General features: G+C 61.0%; 23 protein-coding genes. 17 read left to right on the forward strand and 6 right to left on the reverse strand.

Features of this window, described 5'->3' with window-relative positions; genetic code table 11:
• Positions 1 to 1,499 (reverse strand): TonB-dependent receptor plug domain-containing protein (locus tag JF616_14080; GenBank protein MBW8888879.1); only part of this gene is annotated, 1,499 nt, incomplete at its 3' end.
• A 238-nt stretch (positions 1,500 to 1,737) separates the two neighbouring features.
• Here JF616_14080 and JF616_14085 point away from each other — a divergent pair.
• The 7 genes from JF616_14085 (at position 1,738) to JF616_14115 (ending at position 10,305) form a co-directional block, all read left to right on the forward strand.
• The gene (locus JF616_14085) at positions 1,738 to 3,699 is read left to right on the forward strand and encodes a TonB-dependent receptor (protein MBW8888880.1); all 1,962 of its coding nucleotides are present in this window, start codon (positions 1,738 to 1,740) and stop codon (positions 3,697 to 3,699) included.
• An 80-nt stretch (positions 3,700 to 3,779) separates the two neighbouring features.
• On the forward strand, positions 3,780 to 4,265 hold the full coding sequence (locus tag JF616_14090; GenBank protein ID MBW8888881.1) for a response regulator: 486 nt from the start codon (positions 3,780 to 3,782) through the stop codon (positions 4,263 to 4,265).
• A gap of 22 nt (positions 4,266 to 4,287) precedes the next feature.
• Positions 4,288 to 6,432, forward strand: a complete 2,145-nt coding sequence (locus JF616_14095) for a chemotaxis protein CheA (protein ID MBW8888882.1) — start codon at positions 4,288 to 4,290, stop codon at positions 6,430 to 6,432.
• A gap of 1 nt (position 6,433) precedes the next feature.
• Positions 6,434 to 6,880 (forward strand): chemotaxis protein CheW, encoded by a 447-nt coding sequence (locus JF616_14100; protein ID MBW8888883.1) that lies wholly within the window; start codon positions 6,434 to 6,436, stop codon positions 6,878 to 6,880.
• The gene (locus JF616_14105) at positions 6,799 to 8,391 is read left to right on the forward strand and encodes a methyl-accepting chemotaxis protein (GenBank protein MBW8888884.1); all 1,593 of its coding nucleotides are present in this window, start codon (positions 6,799 to 6,801) and stop codon (positions 8,389 to 8,391) included. The genes JF616_14100 and JF616_14105 overlap by 82 nt, the downstream gene beginning before the upstream one ends.
• The gene (locus JF616_14110; protein MBW8888885.1) at positions 8,388 to 9,491 is read left to right on the forward strand and encodes a chemotaxis response regulator protein-glutamate methylesterase; all 1,104 of its coding nucleotides are present in this window, start codon (positions 8,388 to 8,390) and stop codon (positions 9,489 to 9,491) included. Before JF616_14105 ends, JF616_14110 begins: the two co-directional genes overlap by 4 nt.
• Positions 9,481 to 10,305 (forward strand): protein-glutamate O-methyltransferase CheR, encoded by an 825-nt coding sequence (locus tag JF616_14115; GenBank protein ID MBW8888886.1) that lies wholly within the window; start codon positions 9,481 to 9,483, stop codon positions 10,303 to 10,305. Before JF616_14110 ends, JF616_14115 begins: the two co-directional genes overlap by 11 nt.
• A 386-nt stretch (positions 10,306 to 10,691) precedes the next feature.
• Here JF616_14115 and JF616_14120 read toward each other — a convergent pair whose 3' ends face one another.
• Positions 10,692 to 11,669: a chromate resistance protein gene (locus JF616_14120; GenBank protein ID MBW8888887.1), complete on the reverse strand. Its 978-nt coding sequence runs from the start codon at positions 11,667 to 11,669 to the stop codon at positions 10,692 to 10,694.
• Between the two features lie 77 nt (positions 11,670 to 11,746).
• On the opposite strand from JF616_14120, the gene JF616_14125 reads away from it, so the two are divergent.
• The 9 genes from JF616_14125 (at position 11,747) to JF616_14165 (ending at position 21,635) form a co-directional block, all read left to right on the forward strand.
• Entirely contained in the window at positions 11,747 to 12,940 is a 1,194-nt protein-coding gene (locus tag JF616_14125) for a chromate transporter (GenBank protein MBW8888888.1), read from the forward strand.
• Between the two features lie 31 nt (positions 12,941 to 12,971).
• Positions 12,972 to 13,847, forward strand: a complete 876-nt coding sequence (locus JF616_14130) for a DUF1259 domain-containing protein (protein ID MBW8888889.1) — start codon at positions 12,972 to 12,974, stop codon at positions 13,845 to 13,847.
• Positions 13,848 to 13,849: 2 nt separating this feature from the next.
• Entirely contained in the window at positions 13,850 to 14,824 is a 975-nt protein-coding gene (locus JF616_14135) for a YncE family protein (protein MBW8888890.1), read from the forward strand.
• Positions 14,825 to 14,859: 35 nt separating this feature from the next.
• Positions 14,860 to 15,894 carry an EamA family transporter gene (locus JF616_14140; GenBank protein ID MBW8888891.1) on the forward strand — a complete coding sequence of 345 codons (1,035 nt, stop codon included), beginning with the start codon at positions 14,860 to 14,862 and terminating at the stop codon, positions 15,892 to 15,894.
• A gap of 169 nt (positions 15,895 to 16,063) precedes the next feature.
• Positions 16,064 to 16,900, forward strand: a complete 837-nt coding sequence (locus JF616_14145; GenBank protein ID MBW8888892.1) for a TIGR02147 family protein — start codon at positions 16,064 to 16,066, stop codon at positions 16,898 to 16,900.
• Positions 16,897 to 18,093 (forward strand): carboxypeptidase regulatory-like domain-containing protein, encoded by a 1,197-nt coding sequence (locus JF616_14150; protein ID MBW8888893.1) that lies wholly within the window; start codon positions 16,897 to 16,899, stop codon positions 18,091 to 18,093. The genes JF616_14145 and JF616_14150 overlap by 4 nt, the downstream gene beginning before the upstream one ends.
• Positions 18,094 to 18,201: 108 nt before the next feature.
• Positions 18,202 to 19,155, forward strand: a complete 954-nt coding sequence (locus tag JF616_14155; GenBank protein MBW8888894.1) for a glycoside hydrolase family 16 protein — start codon at positions 18,202 to 18,204, stop codon at positions 19,153 to 19,155.
• A 19-nt stretch (positions 19,156 to 19,174) separates the two neighbouring features.
• Positions 19,175 to 20,551: a hypothetical protein gene (locus JF616_14160; protein ID MBW8888895.1), complete on the forward strand. Its 1,377-nt coding sequence runs from the start codon at positions 19,175 to 19,177 to the stop codon at positions 20,549 to 20,551.
• Positions 20,552 to 20,954: 403 nt separating this feature from the next.
• Entirely contained in the window at positions 20,955 to 21,635 is a 681-nt protein-coding gene (locus JF616_14165) for a hypothetical protein (protein MBW8888896.1), read from the forward strand.
• On the opposite strand, the gene JF616_14170 is transcribed toward JF616_14165, so the two are convergent.
• Together JF616_14170 and JF616_14175 are read right to left on the reverse strand one after the other, a co-directional pair.
• Positions 21,632 to 22,342 carry a hypothetical protein gene (locus JF616_14170; GenBank protein MBW8888897.1) on the reverse strand — a complete coding sequence of 237 codons (711 nt, stop codon included), beginning with the start codon at positions 22,340 to 22,342 and terminating at the stop codon, positions 21,632 to 21,634. The genes JF616_14165 and JF616_14170 overlap by 4 nt on opposite strands.
• Positions 22,339 to 23,070, reverse strand: a complete 732-nt coding sequence (locus JF616_14175) for an ATP-binding cassette domain-containing protein (protein MBW8888898.1) — start codon at positions 23,068 to 23,070, stop codon at positions 22,339 to 22,341. The genes JF616_14170 and JF616_14175 overlap by 4 nt, the downstream gene beginning before the upstream one ends.
• Positions 23,071 to 23,123: 53 nt before the next feature.
• Between JF616_14175 and JF616_14180 the strand changes: the two genes are divergently transcribed.
• On the forward strand, positions 23,124 to 24,272 hold the full coding sequence (locus JF616_14180; GenBank protein ID MBW8888899.1) for a PAS domain-containing sensor histidine kinase: 1,149 nt from the start codon (positions 23,124 to 23,126) through the stop codon (positions 24,270 to 24,272).
• On the opposite strand, the gene JF616_14185 is transcribed toward JF616_14180, so the two are convergent.
• The gene (locus JF616_14185) at positions 24,259 to 25,029 is read right to left on the reverse strand and encodes a metal ABC transporter permease (protein ID MBW8888900.1); all 771 of its coding nucleotides are present in this window, start codon (positions 25,027 to 25,029) and stop codon (positions 24,259 to 24,261) included. The two genes, JF616_14180 and JF616_14185, sit on opposite strands and share 14 nt — an antisense overlap.
• Positions 25,010 to 25,711 (reverse strand): metal ABC transporter ATP-binding protein, encoded by a 702-nt coding sequence (locus JF616_14190; protein MBW8888901.1) that lies wholly within the window; start codon positions 25,709 to 25,711, stop codon positions 25,010 to 25,012. Before JF616_14190 ends, JF616_14185 begins: the two co-directional genes overlap by 20 nt.
• Between the last annotated feature and the right edge of the window lie 180 nt (positions 25,712 to 25,891).

The raw sequence follows: 25,891 nt of genomic DNA on the forward strand, positions 1-25,891 counted from the left end.
AATATCCTCGGGGTGGGAATGGCGATAAGTGCAAGACGCGGGCTGAAATAGATCCTTTCCGCGTCGAAGAAGATGGTATTGGGGGCATCCAGGATATCGTCCCGGTCCATGCGGATGGCCGCGATGATTTTCAGGTGAGGGTTGACCGTGAACTTGTCCGAAACGTACATGCCCGCCGCGTGCGTCTCCGAGGGCGCGACGATCGAGTGCATTTTGTCGAGGCGGGTCGAATCGATGACGTTTCCCAGGCTGTCGAACGTGTATGAGTAGAAGGTATAAGGCCTATCGGGATCCCATTCGAAATCGTAGTTGTGCCGGTTCTGCTTCTCCGCGATTTGCAGCCCTAATTGGAAAAAATTCCTGCCGGCGAGATCATGCTGGATTGCGAACTCGCCCGCATAAGCGGTCTGGGAAAGATCCCAATCGGGAACGTCCCCGGAAGCATTCGGGCCGACCTCGACGACGGCCCTTGCCGTTCTCTTCAAATCCCCGTTTAATTCCAACGAAGAGGACCAGCCCTGTCCCCAGTTGGTTTTGTTCTTGATCCCCGCCGAATAGATGTAGTCCGAGCGTCGCGCGTCCTTGATGCCCGTGCTGACGTCATGCAGATCCGGCATTTGCGAGTTCTGGGAAAAGAACTGCCCGGACCAATTATTGAAATCGCTGCCGATGAACATTGAATAGCTGGGAAAAACCCTTCCGGTCACGTCATCCAGTTTGGCGAGGCTGGCATTGCTGCTGTTCGCCGAATTGGCCCTCCAAGCGTCGAAACCGCCGCGGGCATAATAGGAACCGGATGCGAAGAAGCTGGCATCCTCGCCCACCGATTTCCCAACCATATATTGGACATCCCGGTTGGGTTGCAAGCCGTCGCCATTGGTTTTGTAACCGGATCCGGCCGACATCGCGATTTCACCGCCATCGGATTTTTTCGTGATCAGGTTCAGGATCGCGCAAAGTGTCTCGCCCCCGTAGAAAACCCCACCCGGTCCAACGATGACCTCGATGCTTTCCAGGTTATCCAGGGGGAAGCCGCCGGCCTGGAAGAATTCGGGCTCGGTCACTTGATTGATGATATGCCCGTTGACCATCAGGGCGAATTTCTCGTTGTCGTTGGGCGCGATGCCTCGCACCTGGCCCACCATTTGGATGTCTTTCTGGTCGACCCCGAATCCGGGGATGATTTGGAAAATGTCCTTCAGGCTTTTGTAGCCCCGGCGCCGGATTTCATCATGGGTGATGACATACATGACGTTCGGGGCCTCGTCGATGGGTTCTTCGGATTTGGAGGCCGTCACTACCTTGATATTAAGGAGATCCGCAAGCGACAGGTTCATCTCTTCGTCCGCAAGACCTTTCGACTCCTGTCCGGAATCCTTGGCTGCGATACCCGGGGCGGAAGGCTTGTTCCAATCCGCCGCGGCGGCGATTGCTTCCGTGGGAAGTTGTAGGCCCAACCCGATGCACATTACCGAGCTGCTTAACATCAATCGATTCATTCTTATTCCTTATAATTCCGCGACCCTGGCGGGCCGTCCGCCGTCCCGAGGATTATGCAATACTTTCCCGGCAAAGGACATGGCATCGGGAAATCCCGGACTTTACGAGTTAAAGCGCCCTGCCGACCACAGGACCGGCTTGACATGAAGACGATCAGGTGTGGACAATAGTCGGTCGCGCCTGGAAAAGGAATCCATAATGCGGTCGGGAATAACATCGCCAACCATAGGTATACCCATGGTTGCGCCCCTCGTGTGCTTGTTCGCCGCATTGTCGATGGCGGGGGAAGAACCGCGGGAGTTGTCCTTGCAGGACTTGCTCAACCTCAAGGTGGAGGTCGCCTCGAAGAGCGAGGAGGATGTTTCCGAAGCACCAGGCGTCGTCTCCGTGATCACCAGGCAGGAGATCCAAAGCTTCAACGCGATCAGCCTGGTGGATGTGCTCAACCGGGCCCCCAGTACGCAAATGATGAGCTCGCATCTGCTGCCCCAGGCCAAGGTTTCCATCCGGGGATTGATGACCAGCCATAGCGACAACCACGTACTGGTGCTGATCAATGGCCGACCCTTCCGCGATGCCTTGGGGTATTACAGCAACGTGGCGGTGTATACGGCGTTTCCCGTGGATCTAATCGAGCGCATCGAGATCGTGCGGGGCCCCGGATCGGTCCTTTACGGTTCCGGCGCTGTCGCCGGCGTCATCAACATCGTCACCCGCGAGCCCGAAAAACCCATGTCGGTTTCGGTATCCGGGGGCGGCGGATCCTTCGATGGGAAAATGGCTTCGGGGACCGCGCTCCTGTCATGGCACGACGTGAAGCTCACCGTGGGCGGCAATTATTTCAACGAGGAGGGCTGGGACTTTTCCGCGAAGACCAAGATCGGGACGCTGGTGCAGGACAGCTCCATGAAATACGGCGAAGACAACAAGGGCGTGGCGGCCGTCCTGGAATACAAACGCCTGCGGGCCCAAGTATCCTACATGGATATCGCCTACGATGACTTGGGGATAGTGCCGGTCTGGGCCGCGGCCGGAAGCTCCTGGAGCACGCGCTTGTTCGCCGACATCGGCTACGTCCAGCCCTTGGCCGAAGGGTGGACCTTAAACGTCAATGCCACGCGCAATTCCTGGGAAAAGCATATCGTCGGCCCGTCGGGACCCTTATTCGGCGGCGACAACCAGGACCGCTCCGACGCCACGGTGTACGAAGGAGCGGTGCAAGGCCGTCTCGGGGAGAAGGGGAACGTCATCGCGGGCATCTCCGCTGAGAACCGTTCCAACCGGGATATCGTGGCCGTGGATAGCGCCGTCTCGAAAAGCCCGGCGGTTCCCATTTTGTACGACGAATGGCTTTATTCCGGATACGCCTCGGTGGACTACCGCTTCGTCGATCCGCTCAAGCTTATCGCCGGCTTCCAATACAACCACACCGTACACGGCAAGCTGGCCCTGGTGCCCCGGCTCGGGGCCATCTACGCTTTCACCGACAATGTCGCCTTGAAGCTGCTCTACGGCCAGGCCTTCCGGGTCGCCACTCCCCTGGAAGAATACGTCTTCATTCCCAACGTGCTGAGCGGGAATCCCGACCTGGATCCCGAGCTCGTCACGACCTACGATGCTCAGCTCTTCGTCAACACCACGAAGGCCCAATACACGTTCACGCTTTACTATAGCCATCTGCAGGATGTCATGGCGCGCGTATACCTGCATCCGGACGTGGCAACGGACTTGGAGGAAACTTTCGCCAATAAGGACAGTTACGACCTGTACGGGGCGGAGCTCGAAGTCAAGGTACCCCTGACCGAGCAGGTCTACGGGACCGGTTCCATGACCTATGAAAGGGAGAACGAGGATCGCCTTTTCATTCCCGACTTCATGGCCAAGGCCGGTCTTTTCTACGAGGCTGGAGGCTTCAATGGCGGGATCTTCGGATCCTTATTCGGCCGGGGCATCCAGGCACGGGGTTTCAACCCGGGCGTCGAGGATCTCAATCCCCCGGCGGAGCCGATTTTCCTGCTCTCCTTAAGCCTCAAATACGATTTCCGCAAATGGACCGGCGTTCCCCTGACCCTGGATGTCTACGGAACCAATCTTTTCGACGATCCGATGTGGTATCCCGAATTTTCCCGGAACGAAGTGAACACGCTGCCCATGGGCCCGGGCCGTGCCGTTTATGGTCGGGCCTCCCTCAAGTTCTAGGGTTTTCTCCTTGGGCTTCGGCATGGCCCGGGCCTATAATTGCGGAGAGATGAAAAAAAGCCGATCATGAGGACCTGACCATGAAGATCCTGTTGGTAGACGACTCTGGAACCATGCGCCAAATCCAGAAGATGATTTTACAAGGCATCGGCCTGACTGACGTAATCGAGGCCGCAGACGGGTCGCAAGCTATCAAGATGGCCGTCGAGCAAAGGCCGGCGCTGATACTTATGGATTGGAACATGCCCGGCATGAAGGGTATCGAGGCATTGCGCAAGCTCAAGGCGGCGGACGTCACCAAGGCCATTCCGGTTATCATGGTTACTTCCGAATCGGAAAAAAGCCACGTACTGGAGGCGGTGCGCGCCGGAGCGGCCAACTACATGGTGAAGCCCATAACCGCCGAAGTGGTCAAGGAAAAGCTGACTCCTTACCTGATCCATTACGGAGTCGTCCCCGTCGCCGGTCCCGTTGCCGCGCCATCCGCGACCGGAAAGGGTCCGGACGAGGCCCCGAAAAGCGGCGCGTCCTCCGAACCGGAAACCAAACCGGCTCCGCCGAAATGACCTGATGGAAACAGGAAGTCCGTTGGAAAAGCTGATTCGCGAATTCATCACCGAGAGTTCGGAGGCCATGGACAAGTTCGATGTCCTTCTCATGGCCATGGAGAAGGGTGGCGCCAGCCCCGAGGAGTTGGATGACATCTTCCGCATCGCGCATACCTTGAAGGGCGGGTGCGGCTATCTGGCCTTTCCCAAGCTGGAAGCCCTCACCCATGCGGGCGAAAGCTTGTTAAGCCGCATGCGCGACGGCAAGTTGACTGCCGATCCCCCGGTAATCGCATGCCTATTCCGCATGGGCGACCTGGTGCGGTCCATGTTGCGGGACATATCCGCCTTAAGCGCCGAAGGCGCCATCGATGCCTCGGAGCTGGTGCGGGAAATGGAAGCCTTGCGGCCCGGAAACGCAGGCTTGCCGCCGCGTACGGCGGTCCCCGAGAGCGACTGGAGCCTATCGGAAGCGGCCCAGCGCCCCGCATCCCCAGAGGCCCCCGCGCCCGCCGACAAAACCATCCGCGTGGAAGTGGGTTTGCTGGATAAGCTGATGAACATGGTGGGAGAACTGGTACTCGTACGCAATCAGGTGTTGCAGCAGGCCTCCGAAAGCGGGGGGCATCTCGCGCCCGCTTCGGCGCAACAATTGGATCAGCTCACCAGCGGCCTCCAAGAAGGAGTGATGCGCACCCGCATGCAACCCGTCCGGAACGTGTGGGACCGCTTCCCGCGCATGGTGCGCGACGTCGCCCGATCTTGCGGCAAGGACGTACGCCTGGAGATGGAAGGCGGCGATACCGGCCTCGACAAGACGGTCCTGGAAGCCATCAAGGATCCGCTCACCCATGTACTGCGCAACGCGATCGATCATGGGATCGAGTCCCCGGGGAACCGCGCCGCCGCGGGTAAGCCCGAGCAAGGCGTGATCAAGCTCAAGGCCTACCAGAAGGGAGGCAAGGTCCACATCGAGATCAGCGACGACGGAAGCGGAATCGACGTGGCCAAGGTGGCCTGCAAGGCCATGGACAAAGGCCTGCTTTCCGCCGAGCGCATCGCGGCCATGTCCGATTGGGAACTGGCCCAACTGGTTTTCCTTCCCGGCTTTTCCACTGCCGAGGCCGTGACCAACCTTTCCGGCCGCGGAGTGGGAATGGACGTGGTGAAGAACCATGTGGAGAAGATCGGCGGCACGGTGGACTTGGCCAGCCGTTACGGCGAGGGCCTTACCGTGCGCATCAAGATCCCATTGACATTGGCCATCATCCCGGCCTTGATCGTACAAACGGCGGGGCAACGCTTCGCCATTCCCCAAGCAAACGTGCTGGAAGTGGTTAAGCTAAAAGGCGACGCTGAAGGAAAGGGGCTGGAATGGGCGCAGGATCATCCCGTCTACCGCCTGCGAGGGGATCTCCTGCCGATATTGCGCCTGGAGGCGGCATTTAAAGGCGAATCCGCGCGCGCCGCGGATCGCGCCCCTATGGGGGAGGATTTCGTGGCGGTGGTACAGGCCGATCATGCGCACTTCGGTATCCTTTTGGGCAGCGTTCGCGATATGCAGGAAATCGTCGTGAAACCCCTTGGGAAGCATGTGAAAGCCAAGGCCTTGTTCTCCGGAGCCACCATCATGGGTGATGGAAAGGTAGCCCTGATCCTGGACGTGCCGGGCCTGGCCCAGGCCGCGGGCCTCACGCGGGAAATGGAGAAGGGCGCCCGCGCGGGAGCGGCCGCCGAGAACCCTCCCGGCACGGCCGAGAGCGGCGTACTGTTGGCCGAGCTCGCGGATGGAAGCCTGTTCGGATTCTCCCTGGCCGATGTGCTGCGAATCGAGGAAGTTTACCAGGCCGATCTGGAAGCCTTGGGTGGCCGGGAGGCTTGGCGCCATGCGGGCCGCTTGATACCGATCGTACGTTTGGAAGAGAAGCTGGGTCGGGGCGGCGCGCGGCCCACGGGCAGGCCTCTCAAGGTGATCTTGTTCGCGCGGGACGGAGCCGAGGCGGGGATAGCGGTCGAACGAATCCTCGATATCGCCGAGGGCATCGAGTTCCTGCCTTCGGTCTCAGGGCGGCCCGGAGTGCGCGCGGCTGCCATCGTGAATGGCCGGGCCATGGAAATCGTCGATCCGCTCGTCTGCATGGACGGCCTCCTCATGGCACCTTCGGACTCCGGGAAGGTGGCATAAGGTGGCCCAATATTGCTCTTTCCACCTCGCCGATCGGCTCTATGGCCTCCCCATCGTCGGCATCCAGGAAATCCTCCGCCATCTGGAGGTGACCCCCGTACCCACCGCGCCGGCCTATGTCATCGGCCTCATCAATCTGCGAGGTCAAATCGCAACGGTGGTGGATCTGCGCAAGCGCCTGGGGCTGCCTCCCGCGCCTCAAGGCCTGGATCCCATCCATATCGTCGCCGATCTGGACGGGGAGGCGGTAAGTTTCACGGCCGATCGCGCCGGTGACGTATTCGACCTCGAACCATCCGGCTTAGAACCTTGCCCCGGACCGGCGGATGCCGAAGCCTCTCCGGTCCTCGGGGTTTTCGCCCTGGAATGCGGGCTCATGCACATCCTGGACGCGCGCGCCTTACTGGATGCGACCGTCCAACCTGCCGAAACCAGGGCAGCGACTTGATACCGAAACCCATAAATGATTTTGGAGCCGATATGGAAAATTCTCCGACCCCCACACCCGGCGGCTTCACGTCCGCGTTCAAGGAATCCCGTATCCGGACCAAGCTCCTGATCCTTCAGGCCCTGTTCCTCGCGGCCTTCCTGGTCTTCGGGGGCTTGGCCTGGAATACCTTGCGCATCGTCCAGATCAATGGCCCCTATTACAAGAACATCGTGCAGAGCAAGGATCTCATCGCCGATATCCTGCCGCCTCCGGAGTATTTGATCGAGACCTACATGACCATCTTGCAGATGGCCTACGAGACGGAGGCGGACAAGCTTCCCGCGATGATCGACAAATGCAAAGCCTTGCGGAAGGACTATGATGATCGCCGCAACTTCTGGCTCAAGGATTTGCCCGAAGGCCCCATGAAGACCACCTTGCTGGAAACCTCGTATCGCCCGGGGTTGGAACTGCTGGAAATCCGCGATCGCGAATTTATCCCTCTGCTTCTCAAAGGCGATCGCGCCGGGGCGCAAAAGTTGGTGCAAGGCGTAATCCGCGAGAAGTACGAGCAGCATCGCGCCGCCATCGATCAATTGGTGACCCTCTCCAACGAAAAGTACGAGCAGGACGAGGCCGCCGCCTCCAGCATCGTGCGTATTCGGGCCTGGGTATTGGGGGGATTCGGGATCGCCATCATCGGGGTGGTGGTTATGCTCTGCGCCTACTTCATCCGCCAGATCACCGGCAGCCTGACGCGAATCTCCCATGGACTGGATCAGGCTTCCCGTCAGCTCTCCAGCGTTAGCCAACAGATGAGCGCCAATGCGGAAGAGACCTCTTCGCAAGCCACCGTGGTGTCTTCCTCCAGCCACCAGGTGAATCAAAGCGTGCAAACGGTCGCCAGCGGCACGGAGGAGATGACCGCCAGCATCCGCGAAATTTCCAAGAGCACCGCCGAATCGGTGCGCGTGGCCGATAACGCCGTGCGCCGCGCCGACGAGACCAACGAGAACGTCGCCAAACTGGGCCGCAACAGCGAAGAGATAGGCAACATCATCAAACTGATCACCTCCATCGCCGAGCAGACCAATCTGTTGGCTCTTAACGCCGCCATCGAGGCGGCCCGCGCAGGCGAGGCCGGCAAAGGCTTCGCCGTGGTCGCGAACGAGGTGAAAGAGCTGGCCAAGGAGACGGGCAAGGCCACCGAGGACATCGGCCGCAAGATTATGGCCATCCAAAGCGATACCCAGGGCGCGATTTCCTCCATCACCGAGATCTCCAACATCATCCGTCAGATCAGCGATATCCAGAACACCATCGCCAGCGCGGTGGAAGAGCAGACCGTCACCACCAACGAGATCGCCAAAAGCGTATCCGAGGCGGCCCGCGGCACCTCGGAAATCTCCAGCAACATCAGCGGCGTGGCCAAGGCCGCGCAGGGCACCGCCATAGGGGCGGGCGATACCAAGAAATCGGCCGACGAACTCGTACGCATGCTGTCCGAATTGCAATCCTTCGTGGGATGAGCGTGGAACGCCGCATCCGGGTCCTGATCGTCGACGATTCGGTGGTGGCCTGCAAGGCCCTCTCCGACGTCTTGGCGACCGATCCGGGCATTGAACTGGCAGGCATGGCGCATTCGGGCGCTTCGGCTCTGGCCAAGCTTCCGCAATGCGTGCCCGATGTGGTGATCCTGGACGTGGATATGCCAGAGATGGATGGTCTGCAGACCTTGGCCGGTATCCGCAAGGGACATCCCCGGTTGCCGGTCATCATGTGCAGCGGTCTCACCGAGGCGGGAAGCGCCACCACGGTGAAGGCCTTGCTCGGCGGCGCCTCCGACTACGTTACCAAGCCTCGTGGCGCGCGCGCGCAGGGCTCCTTTGCCAATTTCCAAAAAGAGGTGTTGGACAAGATCCATACCTTGTGCCCTTACGGCAATTTGCCGCACCCGGCCGCGCCCGTGCCCGCCGAACCGGCCATTGTTGCATCCACCGCCGTGGCGGCGCCGCGCGCCCGTATCGATGTGGTGGCAATCGCGGTTTCGACCGGAGGGCCCAAGGCCCTCGCCGAGGTCATACCGAATCTGCCCTCGGATTTCCCCGCGCCTATCCTGATCGTCCAGCATATGCCTCCGGATTTCACCAAGTCCTTGGCCGAAAGCTTGGGCAAGCGTTCGGCTTTGTCCATCGAAGAAGGCCGGGCGGGCGCCGCGGTGGTTCCGGGCAAGGTTTATCTCGCCCCGGGCGGCCAGCATATGGTGGTCGTGCGCTACGGCGCGCGCTATGAATTGGCCTTGCACGATGATCCTCCCGTGTTGTCCTGCCGTCCCTCCGCCAACCTCCTTTTCCAATCGGCCGCGGCCGCCTATGGAGCTTCGGTTCTGGGCGTGGTGATGACCGGGATGGGCCAGGATGGCGCCGATGGCGCCGCCGCCATCCGCAAGGCGGGAGGCATGATTTTCGTTCAGGATGAGGCCAGCAGCGTCGTATGGGGGATGCCGGGGGCGGTGGTCAAGGCCGGTCTCCAGCATCGGGTCATCCCTTTAAAAAGCCTGGCGGGCGTGATTCACGGGGCCGTATTGCAAAGCCGCGGCCGGAATCGGGAGGCCTCTGGTGGCGATTAGCCCGTCGGATTTCGATTTCGTGGCCGCGCTGGTTCACCGGCGCCTCGGCATTCGGTTAGAGCCGGACAAAGGCTATTTGGTCGAATCGCGATTCCGGCGCATCTACGAACGCATGGGCATGCGTACCGTTGGCGAATTCGTGGAGCGCCTGCGGGCAGGATCCCCCGAAACCTTGCTGATCGAGGCAATGGAGTCTTTAACCACAAATGAGACCTATTTCTTCCGGGACGGAACGCCTTTCGATGTACTGAGGGACAAAGTGATGCCCCGGGTGCTGGAAGCCAAACGAAGCGAACGCGCGCTCAACATCTGGTCGGCGGCCTGCGCGACCGGCCAGGAACCCTATAGCATCGCCATGACCTTACGCGAGGCGTTCCCGCAGCTTAGCGATTGGAACGTCCAGATCTTCGCGACCGACGTTGCAGCGAGCGTGCTGGACAAGGCTCGTGCCGGGCTTTTCACCCAAGCCGAAGCCAATCGAGGATTAACGCCAGCCATGCTCCAGAAGTATTTTTCCCGGGAAGACCAGGCTTGGCGAATGCGCGAGGATATCCGCCGCACCGTGAAATTCTGGCCCGTAAACCTTTGCCTCGAATGGCCAGTCTTCCCGCGTATGGACGTGATTTTCCTCCGGAACGTGCTGATTTACATGGACGAGACCGCAAAGCGCTCCATCTTCGCGCGCGCCCATAAGCTATTGCGTCCCGAGGGCTTCCTGTTCCTCGGCGCGGCCGAAAGTACCTTCAACTTAGGAGACTTCTTCCGGAGGACGGAGTGGGAAGTATCCGGCTGCTTCCGTCCGGTGGCGGTGTAGATGAAAGAGATCCAATTGCGGGAAGTTATCGGGAAAAGCCTTCCGAAAATCGCCGCCGCCTCGATTAACGCCGTTTATCCAATCCGTTTCCAGGCATTGGAAGAGCCCTCGCGCGATTATACCGTGGACGGGCAAGCGGTGGGCAGTCAACTCAACTATTCCCGGAATTTCCAAGTGTGCGCCTTTTTAATTACGGAGGCGAGCCAAATTTTCAAGTTGGGCCAGCGGGCTTTTCCCAAGCAAGGGCATATGGAAAGCCTGAAGATGGTGGTTTCGGCCAATGGGGAAGCGCTCAATACCATCATGAGCAAGGTGGCTTACCTGATGGGGAAGATGGACGAGGACACGGAAGTCGCCACTACTCACGCGTGTAATTACGCTCCGGCTCATTTCAAGGCCCGATGGAGCGCATTGAAAAAGCGCAAACCGCTTTTCAGCAGCGCGGCATCGTTCCGGGTCTCTTCCCGCAAACCCCGGACGAAGGCGTCGATGCCGGCGGCTTCCGGGCGCCCGTACCTTTCGTCCTTGATATCGATATCGTGGATGATTTCCGCTAGCGCCGCCAATCCGGGGGTTTTGCCTAGGGCGAAAGTTTTAAGCAGGCTTTCGAAAGTACAGTTCTCGCCATGATGGCCGAATACCGCCCCTTCCATATCGAAGGGCAGGGCAGGAGGGGCCACGGATCGGGCGCTCTTCGTCCCCACGAATCCGAAGCGGGCTTTGGGATCGATGAAGGTGCGGATGAGCCAAGCCGAAGCCAGGCGATCAACGTGCATTCCGGCCCGAGTCACCCATTTCCGGCCCCGGTAATCGCGTGCATTCAGTCCCGACGGAGCGAGGGCGGCCGGGAGCGCGCTGCCTTCTTTTCTTTCCAGCGATTTCTTCAGGGCATCCAACTGGCCTTTTATGGCAGCGGCTGCCTTGGATGGGAAATAGTCCCGTTTGGCGATGGACCCATGGGACCGGATTAAATCTTGCAAAGACGCGCGCATGGCTTGGATACGTTCCGCCGATCCCTTCTTCCGGGCCTGGATCAATTGGCGGTGGAACGCGGCGAGTTCTTTTGAGAACCCGAGATACTCCTGATCCCTGGCTGCTTGGAATAACCGGATGAATTCCCGATCCTCCGCGCTCGCATGGGTGGCCGTCATCAAGGAGGCTTTTCCGCCTCCATCCACTATGGTCTGGCGGATCCATTCCAGATCTTCCTCCGTTTCCCGGTTTTTCGGAAGCGCGTAGACGCTCCCTTTCAGATTGATGGCGCCAAGGGCCTGGAGCCGACGCCAAACCCGGACCCGCAGATTGGAACGGGACACGGAAACTTCGAACATCAATAGCAGCCATTCCCGGGGTTTCGCGCTCATGCCTTCGGTATCCTCGACGAAAAAAATAGATTGAAACGGGTATTTCAAAAAAGTAATACCTATTTCAGGAAACGAGCATGGAAACGCCCGCCGCCGAAAAGATCGCATTGGAAAGGGAAATGGAAGAGTATACCCTGTCCCAACTCCTGGTCTACTTCCTAAAGCTCGGAACCTTGGGCTTCGGGGGCCCGATAGCCCTGGTCGGCTATATGGATCGGGACCTCGTCGGCGAACGGCGATGGATCTCCAAGGAGCAATACCTGCGCGGCCTCGCCGTCGCGCAGCTCGCGCCCGGCCCGCTGGCGGCCCAACTCGCCATGTATATCGGATACCTGAAGGGCGGAATCCCGGGATCGGCCCTGGTCGGATTCGCCTTCGTGATCCCTTCCTTCCTCATGGTCGTGGCTTTGGGATGGTTGTACGTCCGGTTCGGCGGGATAGCCTGGATGCAATCCGCCTTCTACGGGATAGGCGCGGCCGTCATCGGCATCATCGTCAAGTCGGCCCATAAGCTCACCAAGCTGAGCCTGAAGAAGGACCCGCTCCTTTGGGGGTTATTCGCGGCCGTCGCTTTCGTCACCGCCTACACCGAGAAAGAGATCGCTTGGCTGTTCCTGGCGTGCGGGCTCGTGACCTTGGGCGCTCGCCTTTCCGGCCGGCCGGGCGTTCGCAAGGCGCAAACCCTGCTTGCGCCTATCGGTTTGGCATTCGCGCAATCGGCGCCCGTTCCCGCGGCGGTCGGGTTGGGTAAGCTATTCCTCTATTTCGTGAAGGGAGGGGCATTCGTATTCGGCAGCGGATTGGCCATCGTGCCTTTCCTATACGGCGGCGTGGTCCGGGAATACCATTGGCTCAACGAGCGGCAGTTCCTGGATGCGGTTGCCGTGGCCATGATTACGCCGGGACCGGTGGTCATCACCGTCGGATTCATCGGATTCCTGATCGCGGGGCTGCCTGGAGCCTCCGCGGCCGCGGCCGGCGTGTTCGCGCCTACATGGTTTTTCGTGGTCATCCTGGCACCTTACTTCGAAAAACACGGGAAGAACCAAAAGTTGGCTGCCTTCGTGGAGGGCGTGACCGCCGCCGCGACCGGGGCCATCGCGGGCGCGGTTTTCGTATTGGGCAAACGTTCCATCGTGGATCTCCCGACGATCCTCATCGCCCTGGCCGCTTTCGCCGTCGTATTCAAGACCAAGTTTCCGGAGCCCATCCTTATCCTCGCGGCAGGCGCTTTGGGGTGGACGCTCCGTCATTTCGGGATAGGAGGGTAACATGCGGGTTTCATCGGGTGTTTGCGTGGCTATGGTAGTGGCCGGTTCGTTGGCGGCGTACGGGAAGGACCTGCTTTCCGATACGAGCAGGATCCAATCCCTCACGGGAATGAAAGGCGCGTGGAACGCGAAGGAAGGCGTCTTTAAGGTCTCCAGCCCGCGCACCGACCTCCCCGTTTCCGTGGACGGATTCGCGATGCCGCCCTTCATGGGGCTAACGACTTGGGTGGGATTCTTTGATGGCGGGAAGGCCGAGGCCATGATCATGGGGGATCTGGTCCTTTTCCAGGACGAAGTCGATCCGGTGCTGGACGCCTTGCTCGCGAGCGGCGTGCAGGTGACCGCCTTGCACAATCATTTCTTCTACGACAATCCCAAGGTGTACTTCATGCACGTTTCCGGGGACGACAGCTTGGCCCGCCTGGCAGGGGGCGTGGGCAAGGCCATGGAGGCCGTGAAATCGATCCGCAAAGCGCATGCGGCCTTGCCGCTCGCCTTCGAGGGCCCGGCTATCGGGAGCCCCAGCGCCATTACCCCAAAGCCCCTCGAGGCCGTCTTCGGGCAAGAAGGGGAGAAGAAGGACGGCATGATCAAGTTCATCTTCGGCCGTAAGACCCGCATGCCCTGCGGATGCGAGGCCGGGAAGGGGATGGGCGTGAATACCTGGGCGGCTTTCGCGGGGAAAGACGAAGCGGCGTTGGTTGACGGGGACTTCGCCATGCGGGAAGAGGAAATCCAGGGCGTGCTCAAGGCCCTGCGCCAGGCCGGCATCCACATCGTCGCCATACACCAGCATATGATCGAAGAGAAGCCGAGGATCCTTTTCCTGCATTATTGGGGCAAAGGCAAGGCGGCGGAATTGGCCCAAGGGATCCGTTCGGCGCTCGCGACCCAAGCGAAAGACTGAGAATGCGCGTAATTGCCCCGCGGTTCCACCCGGCGCTGCTCCTCTTCGCAACCGCCGTCTTCGCGACCTCGCCTACCGCTTTGATCGTCTTGCCCGGCGTGTCGGGGCGAATCGATCATCTCGCCCTGGATGCGGCGGGTAAAAGATTGTTCGTGGCCGCATTGGGCAATAATTCGGTCGAGGTGGTGGACCTCTCCGCAAGCAAGCCCATCCGTTCACTGCAGGGACTGGCTGAGCCCCAGGGCGTCGCGTATATCCCGGCATCGGGCCATCTTTATGTCGCCGATGGGGGCGATGGCAAAGTGATTGTCTTCGACGCCAAGACCTTCGAACGCTTGCGGATCCTGGAACTGGGAAGCGATGCGGATAACGTACGCGTCGATCCCCATGGGGAACGGGTTTATGTCGGGTACGGGGACGGGGGAATCGCCGCCATCGAGGATGCTTCTGGCAGGATCGTTTGGAGGGCTACGCTTCCGGGTCATCCCGAGGCCTTCCAATGCGAATCATCGGGTTCGCGCCTATTCGTCAATATCCCGGATGCCGGAGAGATCGCCGTGATCGAAAAGGATCATGGCCGCCTCATCGCGCATTGGAAAACCGGGGATCTGAAATCCAATTTCCCGATGGCCTTGGATGAAGCCGGACATCGCCTTTTCGTAGGATTCCGTAGCCCGCCGGCGCTCGCCGTTTTCGACGCGGACAAAGGGAAAATGCTGGCTCGGGAAACGATCCATCGGGATGCCGATGACGTGTATTGGGATTCCGCTTCCACCCGGATTCTGATCGCCTGCGGAGAAGGGATTCTGGATCGCTTCACGGGGACCGGGCCTCAAGCCCTGAAAAGGCTGGAACCCATATCGACCAGGAACGGAGCCCGCACCGGCATTTTCGATCCGGAAGATAAGGTCTTCTACCTCGCGATTCCGAAGCGATGGAACTCGGCGGCGGAGATCCGGGTTATCCCCCTTGAGTGAAACCGGGTTGGCCGAGAGTTAACTTTGCCGGTAAAATGCGTCCCTTCATCCTCGCGATCCTTTCCGCATTCCTATTCGGCCTTTCGACGCCCTTAAGCAAAGGGTTGCTCGCGCATTGGACCTCGCAACAATTGGCCGGACTGCTCTACTTGGGCGCGGCCTTGGGAGTGTCTTTACCGCTGGTCATCAGTCGCGCGGGCTTCTTCTCCGCCCGCCTCGGTAAAACGAATTTCCTCAGGCTTGCCGGCGCCATCCTTTTCGGCGGTATCTTGGGCCCCCTTTTCCTATTAGCCGGTCTCAGCCTCGCTTCCGCATCATCCGTTTCGCTCTGGCTCAACCTGGAAATGGTCGCGACCTCGGTCCTCGCCGTACTTCTGTTCCGGGATCACTTGGGATTCCGGGGGTGGTCGGGGGCCGCCTGCGTTCTGGTGGCGGGCGTACTCCTGTCCTGGGGCGAAGGCGCCGCCGGCCTGCGCGCGGGAGTGTTCCTGGGCGCGGCCTGCATTTGTTGGGGCATGGACAATAACCTGACGGCCTTGATCGATGGGTTAACGCCTTTGCAGAGTACGTTCTGGAAAGGACTGGTGGCGGGAAGCGTGAACCTCGCATTAGGCCTTTGGCTGGCGCGGATTCCCGACCCGTCCCGCGCGGGGCTTTTCGGCGCCCTGGGCCTGGGTGCGATTTCCTACGGGGCCAGTATCGTCCTTTACATCAAGGCCGCGCAGGCCTTAGGGGCCAGCCGAAGCCAAATGATTTTCGCCTCGGCGCCTTTATTCGGATGGCTCGGTTCGGCGGTTTGGCTCCGGGAGGGCTTGACGCCTATGCAGGGATTGGCGTTCGGATTCCAGGCGTTGGGAACCTTCCTCCTTTTCAAAGACCGGCATAGTCATGCCCATTTCCATGAAGCCATGGCGCATACCCATGAACATCAGCATCAGGATGGGCATCATACCCATTCGCATCCCGGGTTAACCGGGAATTTCCGCCACACCCATCCGCATACCCACGAACCGCTTTCCCACTCCCATCCCCATTGGCCGGATCTCCATCATCGGCACGCCCACTCCTGAATTGTTATGCGGCCAGCCTCCAATAGGTATTAGGGATTCAATTCCACGACACCGCTTAATCCCATTAAGCGTTTTTCCGGGAGCCCGACCGTGGATTTGCGGGCCTTGAGCCGGATATTCCCGGGCAACGCCTATATTTCCAAGGTATCCGCGGGGAAGGCGGGTCTGTATGGATTCCATCTACGCCTACACCGATTACCGCCAATTCCTGTCTGACTTCTATCGCGAGAAGAAGGCCGCCAATCGGCATTTTTCCCATCGCCATGTCGCGGCTAAGGTAGGGATCAAATCGACCGGGCATTTTTCCCTTATCCTACAAGGGAAGGCGAATATCTCCCCGGAGCTCAGCCTCCGCCTCGGCGAGTTCATGAAGCTGCGCAAGCGGGAGGCGGAATATTTCGAATCGATGGTGGCTTATGGCCAGGCCAAATCGGATGCCGCCCGCCGCAAGGCCTGGGAACGCCTCGTCTCCCACAAGGAATGCCGGGTCGACATCGTGGAACCGGACCGATTCGAGTACTATGAAAAGTGGTACTATAGCGCGGTGCTGCGCATGCTCGATATCTACCCGTTCTCCGGCGATCATGCCAAACTGGCCCGCATGCTGGATCCTCCCATCACCCCGGCCGAGGCGAAGAAGGCCATCTCCCTGCTCGCGCGCCTGGACTTCATCCGACCCAGGCCCGATGGCCGGTTCGAAACCACCGCGCGCACCCTTAGCACCGGCTACGCCGCGCGCTCGCCGCATATCACCGCGTTCCTGAAGCAATCGGCCGACCTGGCCCTGCGTGCCATCGAGGCCTTCCCCCGGCCGGAGCGGAACATCTCCAGCGTCCATTTCAGCGTATCCGAAGAAACCTTCCGAAAAATAGAGCAGGAGGCGCGGGACTTCCGGCGTAAGGTCATGGCCATGGCTGAAGCGGATACGGCGCCCACGCGGGCTTATCAATTTAGCACCCAGATCTTCCCGCTTTCGGGCCGTTCCCCCAGGACGAGGCCGGGATGAAGCGGATCCTCGCCTGCCTGTTCTTCTCGGGCATCGCCTTGGCCTGTTGGCGTTGCGAGGGCGGCGGATCCTCGGAAACGGAAGGATTGACCCTCGCTGGCCGGGTCGTCGATTCCGCCCAGCATCCCTGGCCCCGCGCCCGCGTCGCTCTTTTCCCGGCGGCTCCGGCTGGCCGGGCCGACAGCCTGCCCGCGGCGATGGATTCCACGCGCAGCGATGCCGCCGGCCGCTTCGCCTTCCGCGGCGTCGCGCCCGGCTCCTATTCCGTAACCATCCTGTCGGAAGATTCCTCCCACGCGGCCATGCGCGCGGGGATCGAAGTCGCCGGCGACGATAGCCTGGAAGCATTATCCCTGCGTCCCGCGTCGTCGCTTACCGGCCAGGTTCCGCCGGGATTCCCGTACAGCCGCGCCAAACAGGTCGGCTTGCTCGGCACGCCGTTCGGCAGCCCGGTTTCCGCGGACGGCAGCTACCGGATTACCGGTATCACCGAAGGGACCTATCCCTTGGGCCTGATCCTGCGAACGGCGGAAACGCCCTCAAATCCGTCCGTCATCGGCGCGCTGGATACGGTGCAAGCGCTGCCGGGGCAAGCCATCGTCGCCCCGTCCCTCCAGGTCCCCGCCTTGCCCGGCACGGGTCCTTTCCTCGTCGATGACTTTGCCGATTGCGATCTGCGGAATTCCCTGCGGGGCCTATGGTGGACCGGGGGCGACGGGGCGGATTCCCGCGTGCCCAGGTTCGATGCGGCCGATCCCCAGGACGGCTCCGGCGGATGCGCGGCGCGTTTCACCTTCGCTTTCGGGCACGCGGCCCAGTACCCTTTTGTCGGCATCGGAACCTACTTCTGGCCCTATACGGACTCCTTGCCCCGGGCCGTGGATTTCACGGGAGCGACGGGGATCTCGTTCCGGATGAAAGGCAGCGGCGTCGCCATGGAGGTGCTCCTGCAATCGTCCGTCTCGGGGATCGTATCCGGCCAGGGCTTCAACATCGATAGCATCCCCGCGACGTGGACTACCTACAGCCTTGACTTCGGCGCCGACATGAAAGACAGCTACGACTCCGCCGATATCCGCAGTTGGCGGCAAAGGCGGAAGGCGATTACCCATATCCAGTTCGATGCCATCCCCGCCGCGGGAATCGATACCGGCACCATCTGGATCGACGACTTGCGCATCCTGCGGCCTTAGCATCCCGCGGCCGTAAGCCCGGATCCGCTTTACGGCATTGAGCGGAATCGGATCTCCGCCGCTTGCCTGGCGCTTCGGCTTCCGATATGTTTCCGGACGGAGGTGGATATGGCAAACCGCATCGGCATCCATGGGCTCGGTCTCGCCTTCGCATTGGCCGCCTTCAACGGCGCGCGGGCCCAGGCTCCCGCCATCTACGAGGAATTCAACGGCTGGTCCGGTACGACGTCTCCGGACGGGATCTGGCGCCGTAACGGGGATTGGACCGCGACCGGCGGCAACCTGTTCACCCTGGACGATGCCACTTTCTCCCCGACTTACGCAGGGAAACCGGGAGGTTACCTCACCCTTACGGTGAGGGCCGGCAAGCTCCAGGGCGGGGAAGTCCAGACCCTGGGCGGGGGCGATGGCATCGGCTTCAAGTGCAATTACGGGTACTACGAAACGCGCATGAAGCTGCCCAACATCCCGGGGATCTGCGCCTCCTTCTTTCGCATCGGGAAGGAGTACGACGGCAATCCGGAAATCGACATCGAGTTCCTGACCCCCGATTTCGCGAACACCCCGGGCAAAGGCAAGGTCCGGTGCATGTTGCATCCCGGCGATGGCGGGCCGCAGAACCTGCCCTTCAATCCCTCCGAGGATTTCCATCGGTACGGCTTCCTCTTCACTCCGAACAGGGTGCAATGGACCGCCGACGGCAAGGTGATCCAGACCTTGGACAACGTGGCCCTGGGAGGCGACGGCATCATCATGATGAACGCGTGGACGGGCAATGCCAATTGGGGCGGGGGACCGCCGGCCCAGGACGTGCAGGCGATCTACGATTGGGTGAAGTATTGGCCGGACGCCACGGCCATACCCGCCGATGCCGCGCCGGTGCGGCCCACTATCCAGGCCGCACGCGGCACATCGAGTGCTTTTCTGATCTTCCCGTTAGCGATGGAGGGAATGTACGGTATCGCCGCCCATGGCAAGGGGAAAGGAACAGGGATTTTCGGGCTCACCGGCCGCCGCTTGGGCGATGACGCATCACTCGCGCGGCGACCGCATGGGAATTGAGCCTCCCCCGGAAATCGCAATGAAGTTGTTCCGAGGGGTCGCGCTTTCGCTCGCCCTCTGGCTTCCCTCGCAGGCCGACCTGCGCGACTCCGTGTCCCAATTCGGGATTACCTGGGTCTTCGATAAGCCGCATGAGACCGGGCAGTTCGCCAACGGCGATTGGTGGGTGGTGGGCCCGGTAACGGCGGTATCGGTTTTGCCCGCGCCGGCCGGGGGCCGCAACGGATCCATGCTCAACCCGGAAGTGGGCTCCCAGGCGTATGATTCCCGGGGCGGCGCCTACGATGCCGCCCGGCAGGCTGGGTTCCCGCTCCAGCTCCAACCGATCCAATCCCTGGTCTCTTCGGTCAGCCATGATACTTCCACCTGCTCCCAGGGAGGCCTCCCCGGTTATCCCACCTATAACGGCGACTGCCAACGCGGTCCCGTGCGCACCCAGGCGGTATTGACCGTGCTGGCCTCGCCTCCGCCTCCCGGAACCTTCCGGCCCCCGTATGCGGGAACGGCCTACAAACCGCTCTTCACGGCATCCCGCATCTGCTGGGGCCTTTTGCCCAAGCTGCCCGTCCCCGCCACCGCCCCTGCGGCGGAAGCGGTCCTACGCCATGTGGAGCGCCCATGGATCGATCATCTGGATTCCTGGGAGCTCCAGTATTCCTGCGCGACCGGGAACATGTTCTGCTATGGGAGGGAAATCGCCGACATCGTCTCCGAGGTCTCGCAATACGTGCTTTTGGGAACCCCTTCGCAACAGGCATTGGCCATCCGGCTGATCCAACTCGGGATAGACGACTTCGGCGTGGTCCGCGCGGGCGGTTCCTGGCCCGCGGATGGCGGCCACATGAGCGGCCGCAAATGGCCCGTGTTGTTCGCCGGCCTGATGCTGGATGATCCGGCCATGAAGAAGCCGGGCTCCTTCGGTGGTGAAGATGGGCAGACCTATTACGGGGCACAGGGGAAAGCCCTGTGGGGCAAGATATGCCAGTATGGCTACCAGTATTTCCAGAACGGTTGTACGGGAAACGGATCCAAGGATTGCCGGGATCCCCAGGCGCTGGTGGATGGTTGCGACGATTATCGGATTTGCTGTACCTCCCATACCTGGGTGGGGCAGGCCCTGGCCGCGCATATCCTGCGGGCCGAGGACGATTGGGATCATCCCGCTTTCTTCGACTACGTGGATCGCTGGGTGGCCGAAGGCGGCGACAAGGGCGGGGACTTCGTCGGGAGCATGTGGGATGCGTATCGGAACAAGCTTCCCGCGCCGGGAACCTGCGCGGCATCTTCGGTCTTGCGGTCGGGCAAGATGCCTACGCGGAGACATGCGGCGAATCCGGCTTTACGCGGGCATTCCTGCGATGGCCGGGCGGTCCTAAAAACCGGGACCCGTCCGTGAATACGAGGGATATGGAATGGTAAGGCCGGGGGGAATGGTCAGGACGTACGGGGCAACTTGAGGTTCCACTTCTCCCAACGCGCGGTTCGCGACCAAGATGCGCGCGAATGAGGTGTTGGGTAGGCTGATCGTAAAGGGAGGCTCGAATTCGACCAAGGCTCCCTGGGCCCCCGTCAACAGGAGGCAAATGAGGGCCAACAGAACCGGATAGCTTCTCCCGCCCAGACCGTGACTGACTCCCTGCCTGATCTGCATCATGGCTCCTCCGAAATGGAAAACGCGGCGTCTTCCAGAATAGAATAAATCCACGAATGCCGGCCGCCGGAATCCTCGCGTTGCCCTTCCTCCGGAGTCATGGAATGATTGATGGGGATGGGAATTCGATTTAACTTTTCGCGTGATCATGAGCCAATCCAAATCCAAAGAGGGCGGCATGGCGCAAGAAGGGACTTCGCAGAATTGGTGGCAGACCTTGCCCGGCGTGATCACCGCCACCGGCAGCCTGCTCACGGCGATCACCGCCCTGGTCGTCACCCTGCATCAGACGGGCGTTCTAGGCAAGCGTGACGGGGTCGAAAAAAAGGAAACGATTGCGCAGGATCACGCGGCCGGGAGCGCTGCGGAAGGCACCCAACCGAATACCGGCGAGGACCGGCTAAAGAACCCCATCGTTCCGCAGACCGGGACGAATGGCGGTGCGGCGACTACGGCGCCGGCCTCCCCGCCCTCCAGCTCCGGATATGACCCGCAGACGGTGCTCAGCGCGCTCAAGGCCGCCAACATCGGCGTCAGCGTGGGGGAAAAGCAACTCCTCGACTGGCTCGCCGCCGATGACCGCACCTATCGCCGCATCGCCGACATCTCGCTCGATATTCTCGGCGACAAGCGGATGAATGGCCTGGCTCCCGATATCGACGTAATCAAGTTCCACTATCTCGAATTGCTGCATCGCGACGGTAACGGAGTCCTGCCTCTCGGCGAGCACGTGAACAGACCTCTACTCAAGCAGGCCATCCTGATGGCGTCGAATGAAAAGAACGGCGGCAACCTGCAACGCTTCGAGCGCGCGTTGGCGAAACGTTAAGGTTTTCGATAGCCCCTTAGTTTATCGAACCCCTTCCGGCTCCCGATCAGAAGGAGCGCAATCCAAATTCCCGAGGCTAGCGTCGCGGTCGCGACCCGGCCACCCGGCAGCGGGAAGAATGCCCCCTGGAGCAGGAGCAGCGGTCCCTGCATGGGATGGGCGATGAGCCAGCCACCCGAAGCGAAACCGAAGAAGGGCAATAGCGGGGGCACCAAAAGCAGCAGGGACGCCAGCAGCCGCGTGATCACCGCCCGCCCCTTCGGCGCATAGGCCACCACCAGGAAGGCGGCCAGGGAAAGGATCGCCGTTTCCCCGCAAACCCCCAGCATCAGCGAGCTCCAAGAAGCGATCTGTTTGCCCGCCACGAGGGCGATAAGCGGATTTTGGATCGCCGCCAGGAGCCCGAGGGAGGCGCAGCGGGCCGCAAGGAATTCATGGGGCCTCAATGGGGTCAGATCAAGGGCCGAAAGTACCCCGGCCTCCCGCTCGCTCGCGGTTTGGCGCAGCCCCAAGGAAAAGGCCAGCAGGAAAGCGTTGAGGAAGATGAAGGCGGGGGAGAGGATGTATTCCGACGCCCCATGGGTGGAACGCAAGGCGATGCCCCATACGGCGAGGGCCGCCAGAGCGGTCCATACGTAACGCGCGCGATACTGGACCAGAAGGTCGCGGCCCAGCGCCGCGGAAACGCGTCCCGGCATGCCTTTCATGATCCGGCTCCTTCGTTGCCCAGCCGTATGGCCCGGCCGCACAACCCGGCCGCCCAGGCCCCGTCGCGGGCCGCCAGCACCGTGGCCAGGCCTTCCGCCTTCCGGCCGCGCAGGGCCTCGCCCAGGCGATCGGAGGCGGTAGGGGAAAGCCCCTCCGGCGGGGTATCCAAGTATAGGAAGGCGGGACGGTGGAGTTGCGCGCGCGCCAAGGCGATCAAGAAACGATCATCGGATTCCAAGGCGGAGGCGCGCTTGCGCGCGATGCCGGCCAACCCCATCCGCTCCAGGGCCGCGCCCGCGGCGGCCGGCTTTCCTTCCCGGTATAGGCGCGCGTGGCTTTCCAGGTTTTCCCGGGCCGTCAATTGCGGCGTCAGCCCGACGGGATCCAGGACCGCGCCGGTCAGTTCGAAGAATTCCCGGCTCCAATCCCCCAGCTCCTTTCCCTGGAAAAGCACGTGCCCGGAATAGCGGCGGATTGCCCCGGACAGGATGCGCAGCAGGATCGACTTGCCGGAATCCGCCGGGCCCGTCAATGCCAAGGCTTCACCCGCCGCTACGGAAAAGGATAGGCCCGTGAAAAGGATCCTGCGGGGATTTTTTTCCGGCCAGGCGAGTTCGCGGACTTCCAACATGGGTCGGAAAAGTATTAATTGCCGGATCAACGCGCGATTGGAAATGCGCGCGGTACGGCCCGTCGCTCCATTGACCGTTCCTTGTCGGTTTGGCATTTTTTGGATTCTACCTTCACCCTTTAACCCAAACGTATCAGAGGTCGGGTTCGATGATCCAGGACGCCTTCACGCAGTCTGACTATGCGATCAACATCACGGACCCGAAGGGGATCCTGCTGAAGGTCAATGACGCGTATTTGCGCCTGTATAAGGTCAGCGACGAATCGCAAATCCTGGGACAAACACAGAGGCTAATCCGCTCTCCCTTCACCCCGGACTCGGTGTACAAGGAGATGTGGAGCACCATCTCGGCAGGCAAGGTTTGGCGGGGCGAAATGGGGAATCGCGCCTTGGACGGATCGGACGTTTTCATCCACCTCACCATTTCGCCCATCCGTAGGGACGGCGAAATCGTCGGGTACATGGGTTTCTCCATGGACCGGGCGCAGCAAGTGGTCTTGGAGCGGCAATTGTTCCATGCCAATAAGTTGGTGGCGCTGGGAACCTTGGGAGCCGGACTGGCCCATGAATTGAACAACCCCTTGGCGAGCATCCTTTTAGATGCGGAATATTTGCGCGAGGCGGTTAACAAGATTCCCGATCCCGCCGATCGCCAGGCCGCGTTGGATGCATCCGATTCGGTGATCCGCGGAAGCGAACGCATCCGAAGGGTGCTGGAGCATTTGCTGAAATATTCCAAGAAGGACGAGTCCGCCGCGCCATCCGAAATCGATTTGGCCTCCCTGCTCGAAGAGAGCCTTCTCTTCGTGGAGCGTCAGTTGAAAAGCCGCGGCATAGACATCCAGGTCGAGTCGGCCCAAGGCATCCTGATTTCCGGGAACCGGACGCAGTTGGAATCCGTCCTCCACAACCTGATCGCCAATTCCCGCGATGCCTTCAACAACGTCAACGTCGTCGCCAAGCTGATCCGGTTTTCCGCTTTCTTCCGGGCCGAAGACAATATGGCCGTGATCGACTATCGGGACAATGCCGGCGGGATAGCCTCGGACGTGATGTCCCGCATCTTCGAGCCCTTCTTTACGACCAAGGGGGGAGAGGGGACCGGACTGGGGCTTTCCATCAGCAGCCAGGTGGTGGCCCAACATGGGGGAACGATTTCCTGCGAGTCGCAGGCGGGGGAGACCCGGTTCCGGATCCTACTGCCCGCCAAACTGGATCCCAACAAAGCCGCTCAGGCTTCCCGGCCGAAGCCTAAAGCCGCCCACGAGGCTTCCAGCGTTTTCGTCAAGGCTCCCTAGGCTTGAATAAGCCCAGCAGGAAAAGCACCGAAGCGATCGACACGGTGAGCGGCCCGGTGGGCTTGGCCCAGGCCAGCGAAAGGCCGTATCCGCCCACGGTGGAAACCACGGCCGTCGCGGACGCGATGGCGAACATCGTATTCAGGTTTTTCGCCCAGCGGCTGGCCACCGCCGCCGGAATGATGATCATGGATCCCATCAGCAGGACTCCCAGGTAGCGCAGGCCCAAAGATACGGTCAGCGAAAAGGTAAGCAGGTAAAGCAGGTTGATGCGGGGGACCTTGATTCCAGCCGTGTGGGCGATTTCCGGGGAAACCATGGAAAGCACCAATCGGGACCGCATCGCGAAGACGAATACGATCACGATGATTTCGCCCGCGAGGCCTATCGCGAACTCGGAGCCGGAAAGCCTGCCGGGCGTGCCGAAGAGCACGTCCATCAATTCCTCTTTGGTGGCCAAAAGCGAACCCACCGCCAGGGCGCTGGAGAACATGATCCCAGTCACGGTTTCGGTTGCGATGCGCGACCGGGTTTCCATGATCCAGATGAGGATGGCGCCGATCATCAAGGCGGCCAGCGCGCCCCAGAAAGGCTGGATCCTGAAGGCGAGGGCGATGCCTATTCCAGGCAAGGCGAGATGGGAAAACGCGTCCCCGGCGAGCGTCATGCGGCGCATGGCGGCGAAGCAGCCCACCAGCCCGGCCGCCACGGCCATCCCGATCGCGAGGATAAAGGTGCTAGTGGGAAGAGTGGTCATGGGAATGGAATTGGATGTCTTGGCCGTACACCTTGGTCAGGAATTCCGCGGCCAGCGACGATTTGGGGGCCCCGAACCAGGCTTCGCCGCGGGCGAGACACAGCACCTTGTCGGCGTAACGCCCGACCACGTTGAGCTCATGGGATATGAAGAGAACGGTGCAGCCCTGCTCGCGGATGCCTTGGATCAATTCGTAGAGCAAGGCCTGGCCGGGTTCATCGACCCCGGCCGCGGCTTCGTCGAGCATGAGTACGGTGGGATTGCGGATGAGGGCGCAAGCGACGAGAAGCCTTTGGAACTGGCCGCCCGAGAGCGTACCGATGGTAGTGTTGAGCAAGCCCGGATCCATGCCCACCTTCTCCAAGGCTTGGGGCAAATCCGTGCGCCCCGCTTCCGAGACCTTCGCCATGGAGGAGAGGAAATCGCGGCAGGTCACCGGTAAATTCCGTTCGATGTCCAACTTCTGGGGAACGTACCCCAGCCGCGTTCCCGCCGGCCAGGTAATGGCGCCCCCATGGGGCAAGAGGCCGATGAGGGTTTTGAAGAGGACCGTTTTCCCGGCTCCGTTAGGCCCGAGAATGGCAAGGGTGGTCCCAGCCTCCACCTCGAAGCTCAGGTCCTCGATGATGGTCTTACGTCCGAACCGGATGGATAAATTGCGAACTTCGAGTGCTAATCCCATATCCCTTGCCGATTCTTTCCCGGCAGGGTAAAGCTAGGTTCTTCCTTCCAACGCAACTACCCGCGGCCATGCTTCAGGGCATCTTGGAGGCAAGGATCTTCAACGCGGGGGGCGTTAACAAATGAATACGGATACCCAACCCCTATCAGGGATTCCCTCCCGCGCGAAACGGTTTTTCAT

The sequence above is a fragment of the Fibrobacterota bacterium genome, from assembly GCA_019509785.1.
In the GTDB taxonomy this organism is placed as follows: Bacteria; Fibrobacterota; Fibrobacteria; order UBA11236; family UBA11236; genus Chersky-265.

Excerpts from the sequence above, each read along its gene's own strand:
- JF616_14085 (MBW8888880.1), top strand. The coding sequence starts at position 1,738 with ATGGTTGCGCCCCTCGTGTGCTTGTTCGCCGCATTGTCGATGGCGGGG.
- JF616_14090 (MBW8888881.1), top strand. The coding sequence starts at position 3,780 with ATGAAGATCCTGTTGGTAGACGACTCTGGAACCATGCGCCAAATCCAG.
- JF616_14105 (MBW8888884.1), top strand. The coding sequence starts at position 6,799 with ATGCGGGCTCATGCACATCCTGGACGCGCGCGCCTTACTGGATGCGAC.
- JF616_14110 (MBW8888885.1), top strand. The coding sequence starts at position 8,388 with ATGAGCGTGGAACGCCGCATCCGGGTCCTGATCGTCGACGATTCGGTG.
- JF616_14120 (MBW8888887.1), bottom strand. The coding sequence starts at position 11,669 with ATGAGCGCGAAACCCCGGGAATGGCTGCTATTGATGTTCGAAGTTTCC.
- JF616_14125 (MBW8888888.1), top strand. The coding sequence starts at position 11,747 with ATGGAAACGCCCGCCGCCGAAAAGATCGCATTGGAAAGGGAAATGGAA.
- JF616_14130 (MBW8888889.1), top strand. The coding sequence starts at position 12,972 with ATGGTAGTGGCCGGTTCGTTGGCGGCGTACGGGAAGGACCTGCTTTCC.
- JF616_14135 (MBW8888890.1), top strand. The coding sequence starts at position 13,850 with ATGCGCGTAATTGCCCCGCGGTTCCACCCGGCGCTGCTCCTCTTCGCA.
- JF616_14140 (MBW8888891.1), top strand. The coding sequence starts at position 14,860 with ATGCGTCCCTTCATCCTCGCGATCCTTTCCGCATTCCTATTCGGCCTT.
- JF616_14145 (MBW8888892.1), top strand. The coding sequence starts at position 16,064 with ATGGATTCCATCTACGCCTACACCGATTACCGCCAATTCCTGTCTGAC.
- JF616_14150 (MBW8888893.1), top strand. The coding sequence starts at position 16,897 with ATGAAGCGGATCCTCGCCTGCCTGTTCTTCTCGGGCATCGCCTTGGCC.
- JF616_14155 (MBW8888894.1), top strand. The coding sequence starts at position 18,202 with ATGGCAAACCGCATCGGCATCCATGGGCTCGGTCTCGCCTTCGCATTG.
- JF616_14160 (MBW8888895.1), top strand. The coding sequence starts at position 19,175 with ATGAAGTTGTTCCGAGGGGTCGCGCTTTCGCTCGCCCTCTGGCTTCCC.
- JF616_14165 (MBW8888896.1), top strand. The coding sequence starts at position 20,955 with ATGAGCCAATCCAAATCCAAAGAGGGCGGCATGGCGCAAGAAGGGACT.
- JF616_14170 (MBW8888897.1), bottom strand. The coding sequence starts at position 22,342 with ATGAAAGGCATGCCGGGACGCGTTTCCGCGGCGCTGGGCCGCGACCTT.
- JF616_14175 (MBW8888898.1), bottom strand. The coding sequence starts at position 23,070 with ATGCCAAACCGACAAGGAACGGTCAATGGAGCGACGGGCCGTACCGCG.
- JF616_14180 (MBW8888899.1), top strand. The coding sequence starts at position 23,124 with ATGATCCAGGACGCCTTCACGCAGTCTGACTATGCGATCAACATCACG.
- JF616_14185 (MBW8888900.1), bottom strand. The coding sequence starts at position 25,029 with ATGACCACTCTTCCCACTAGCACCTTTATCCTCGCGATCGGGATGGCC.
- JF616_14190 (MBW8888901.1), bottom strand. The coding sequence starts at position 25,711 with ATGGGATTAGCACTCGAAGTTCGCAATTTATCCATCCGGTTCGGACGT.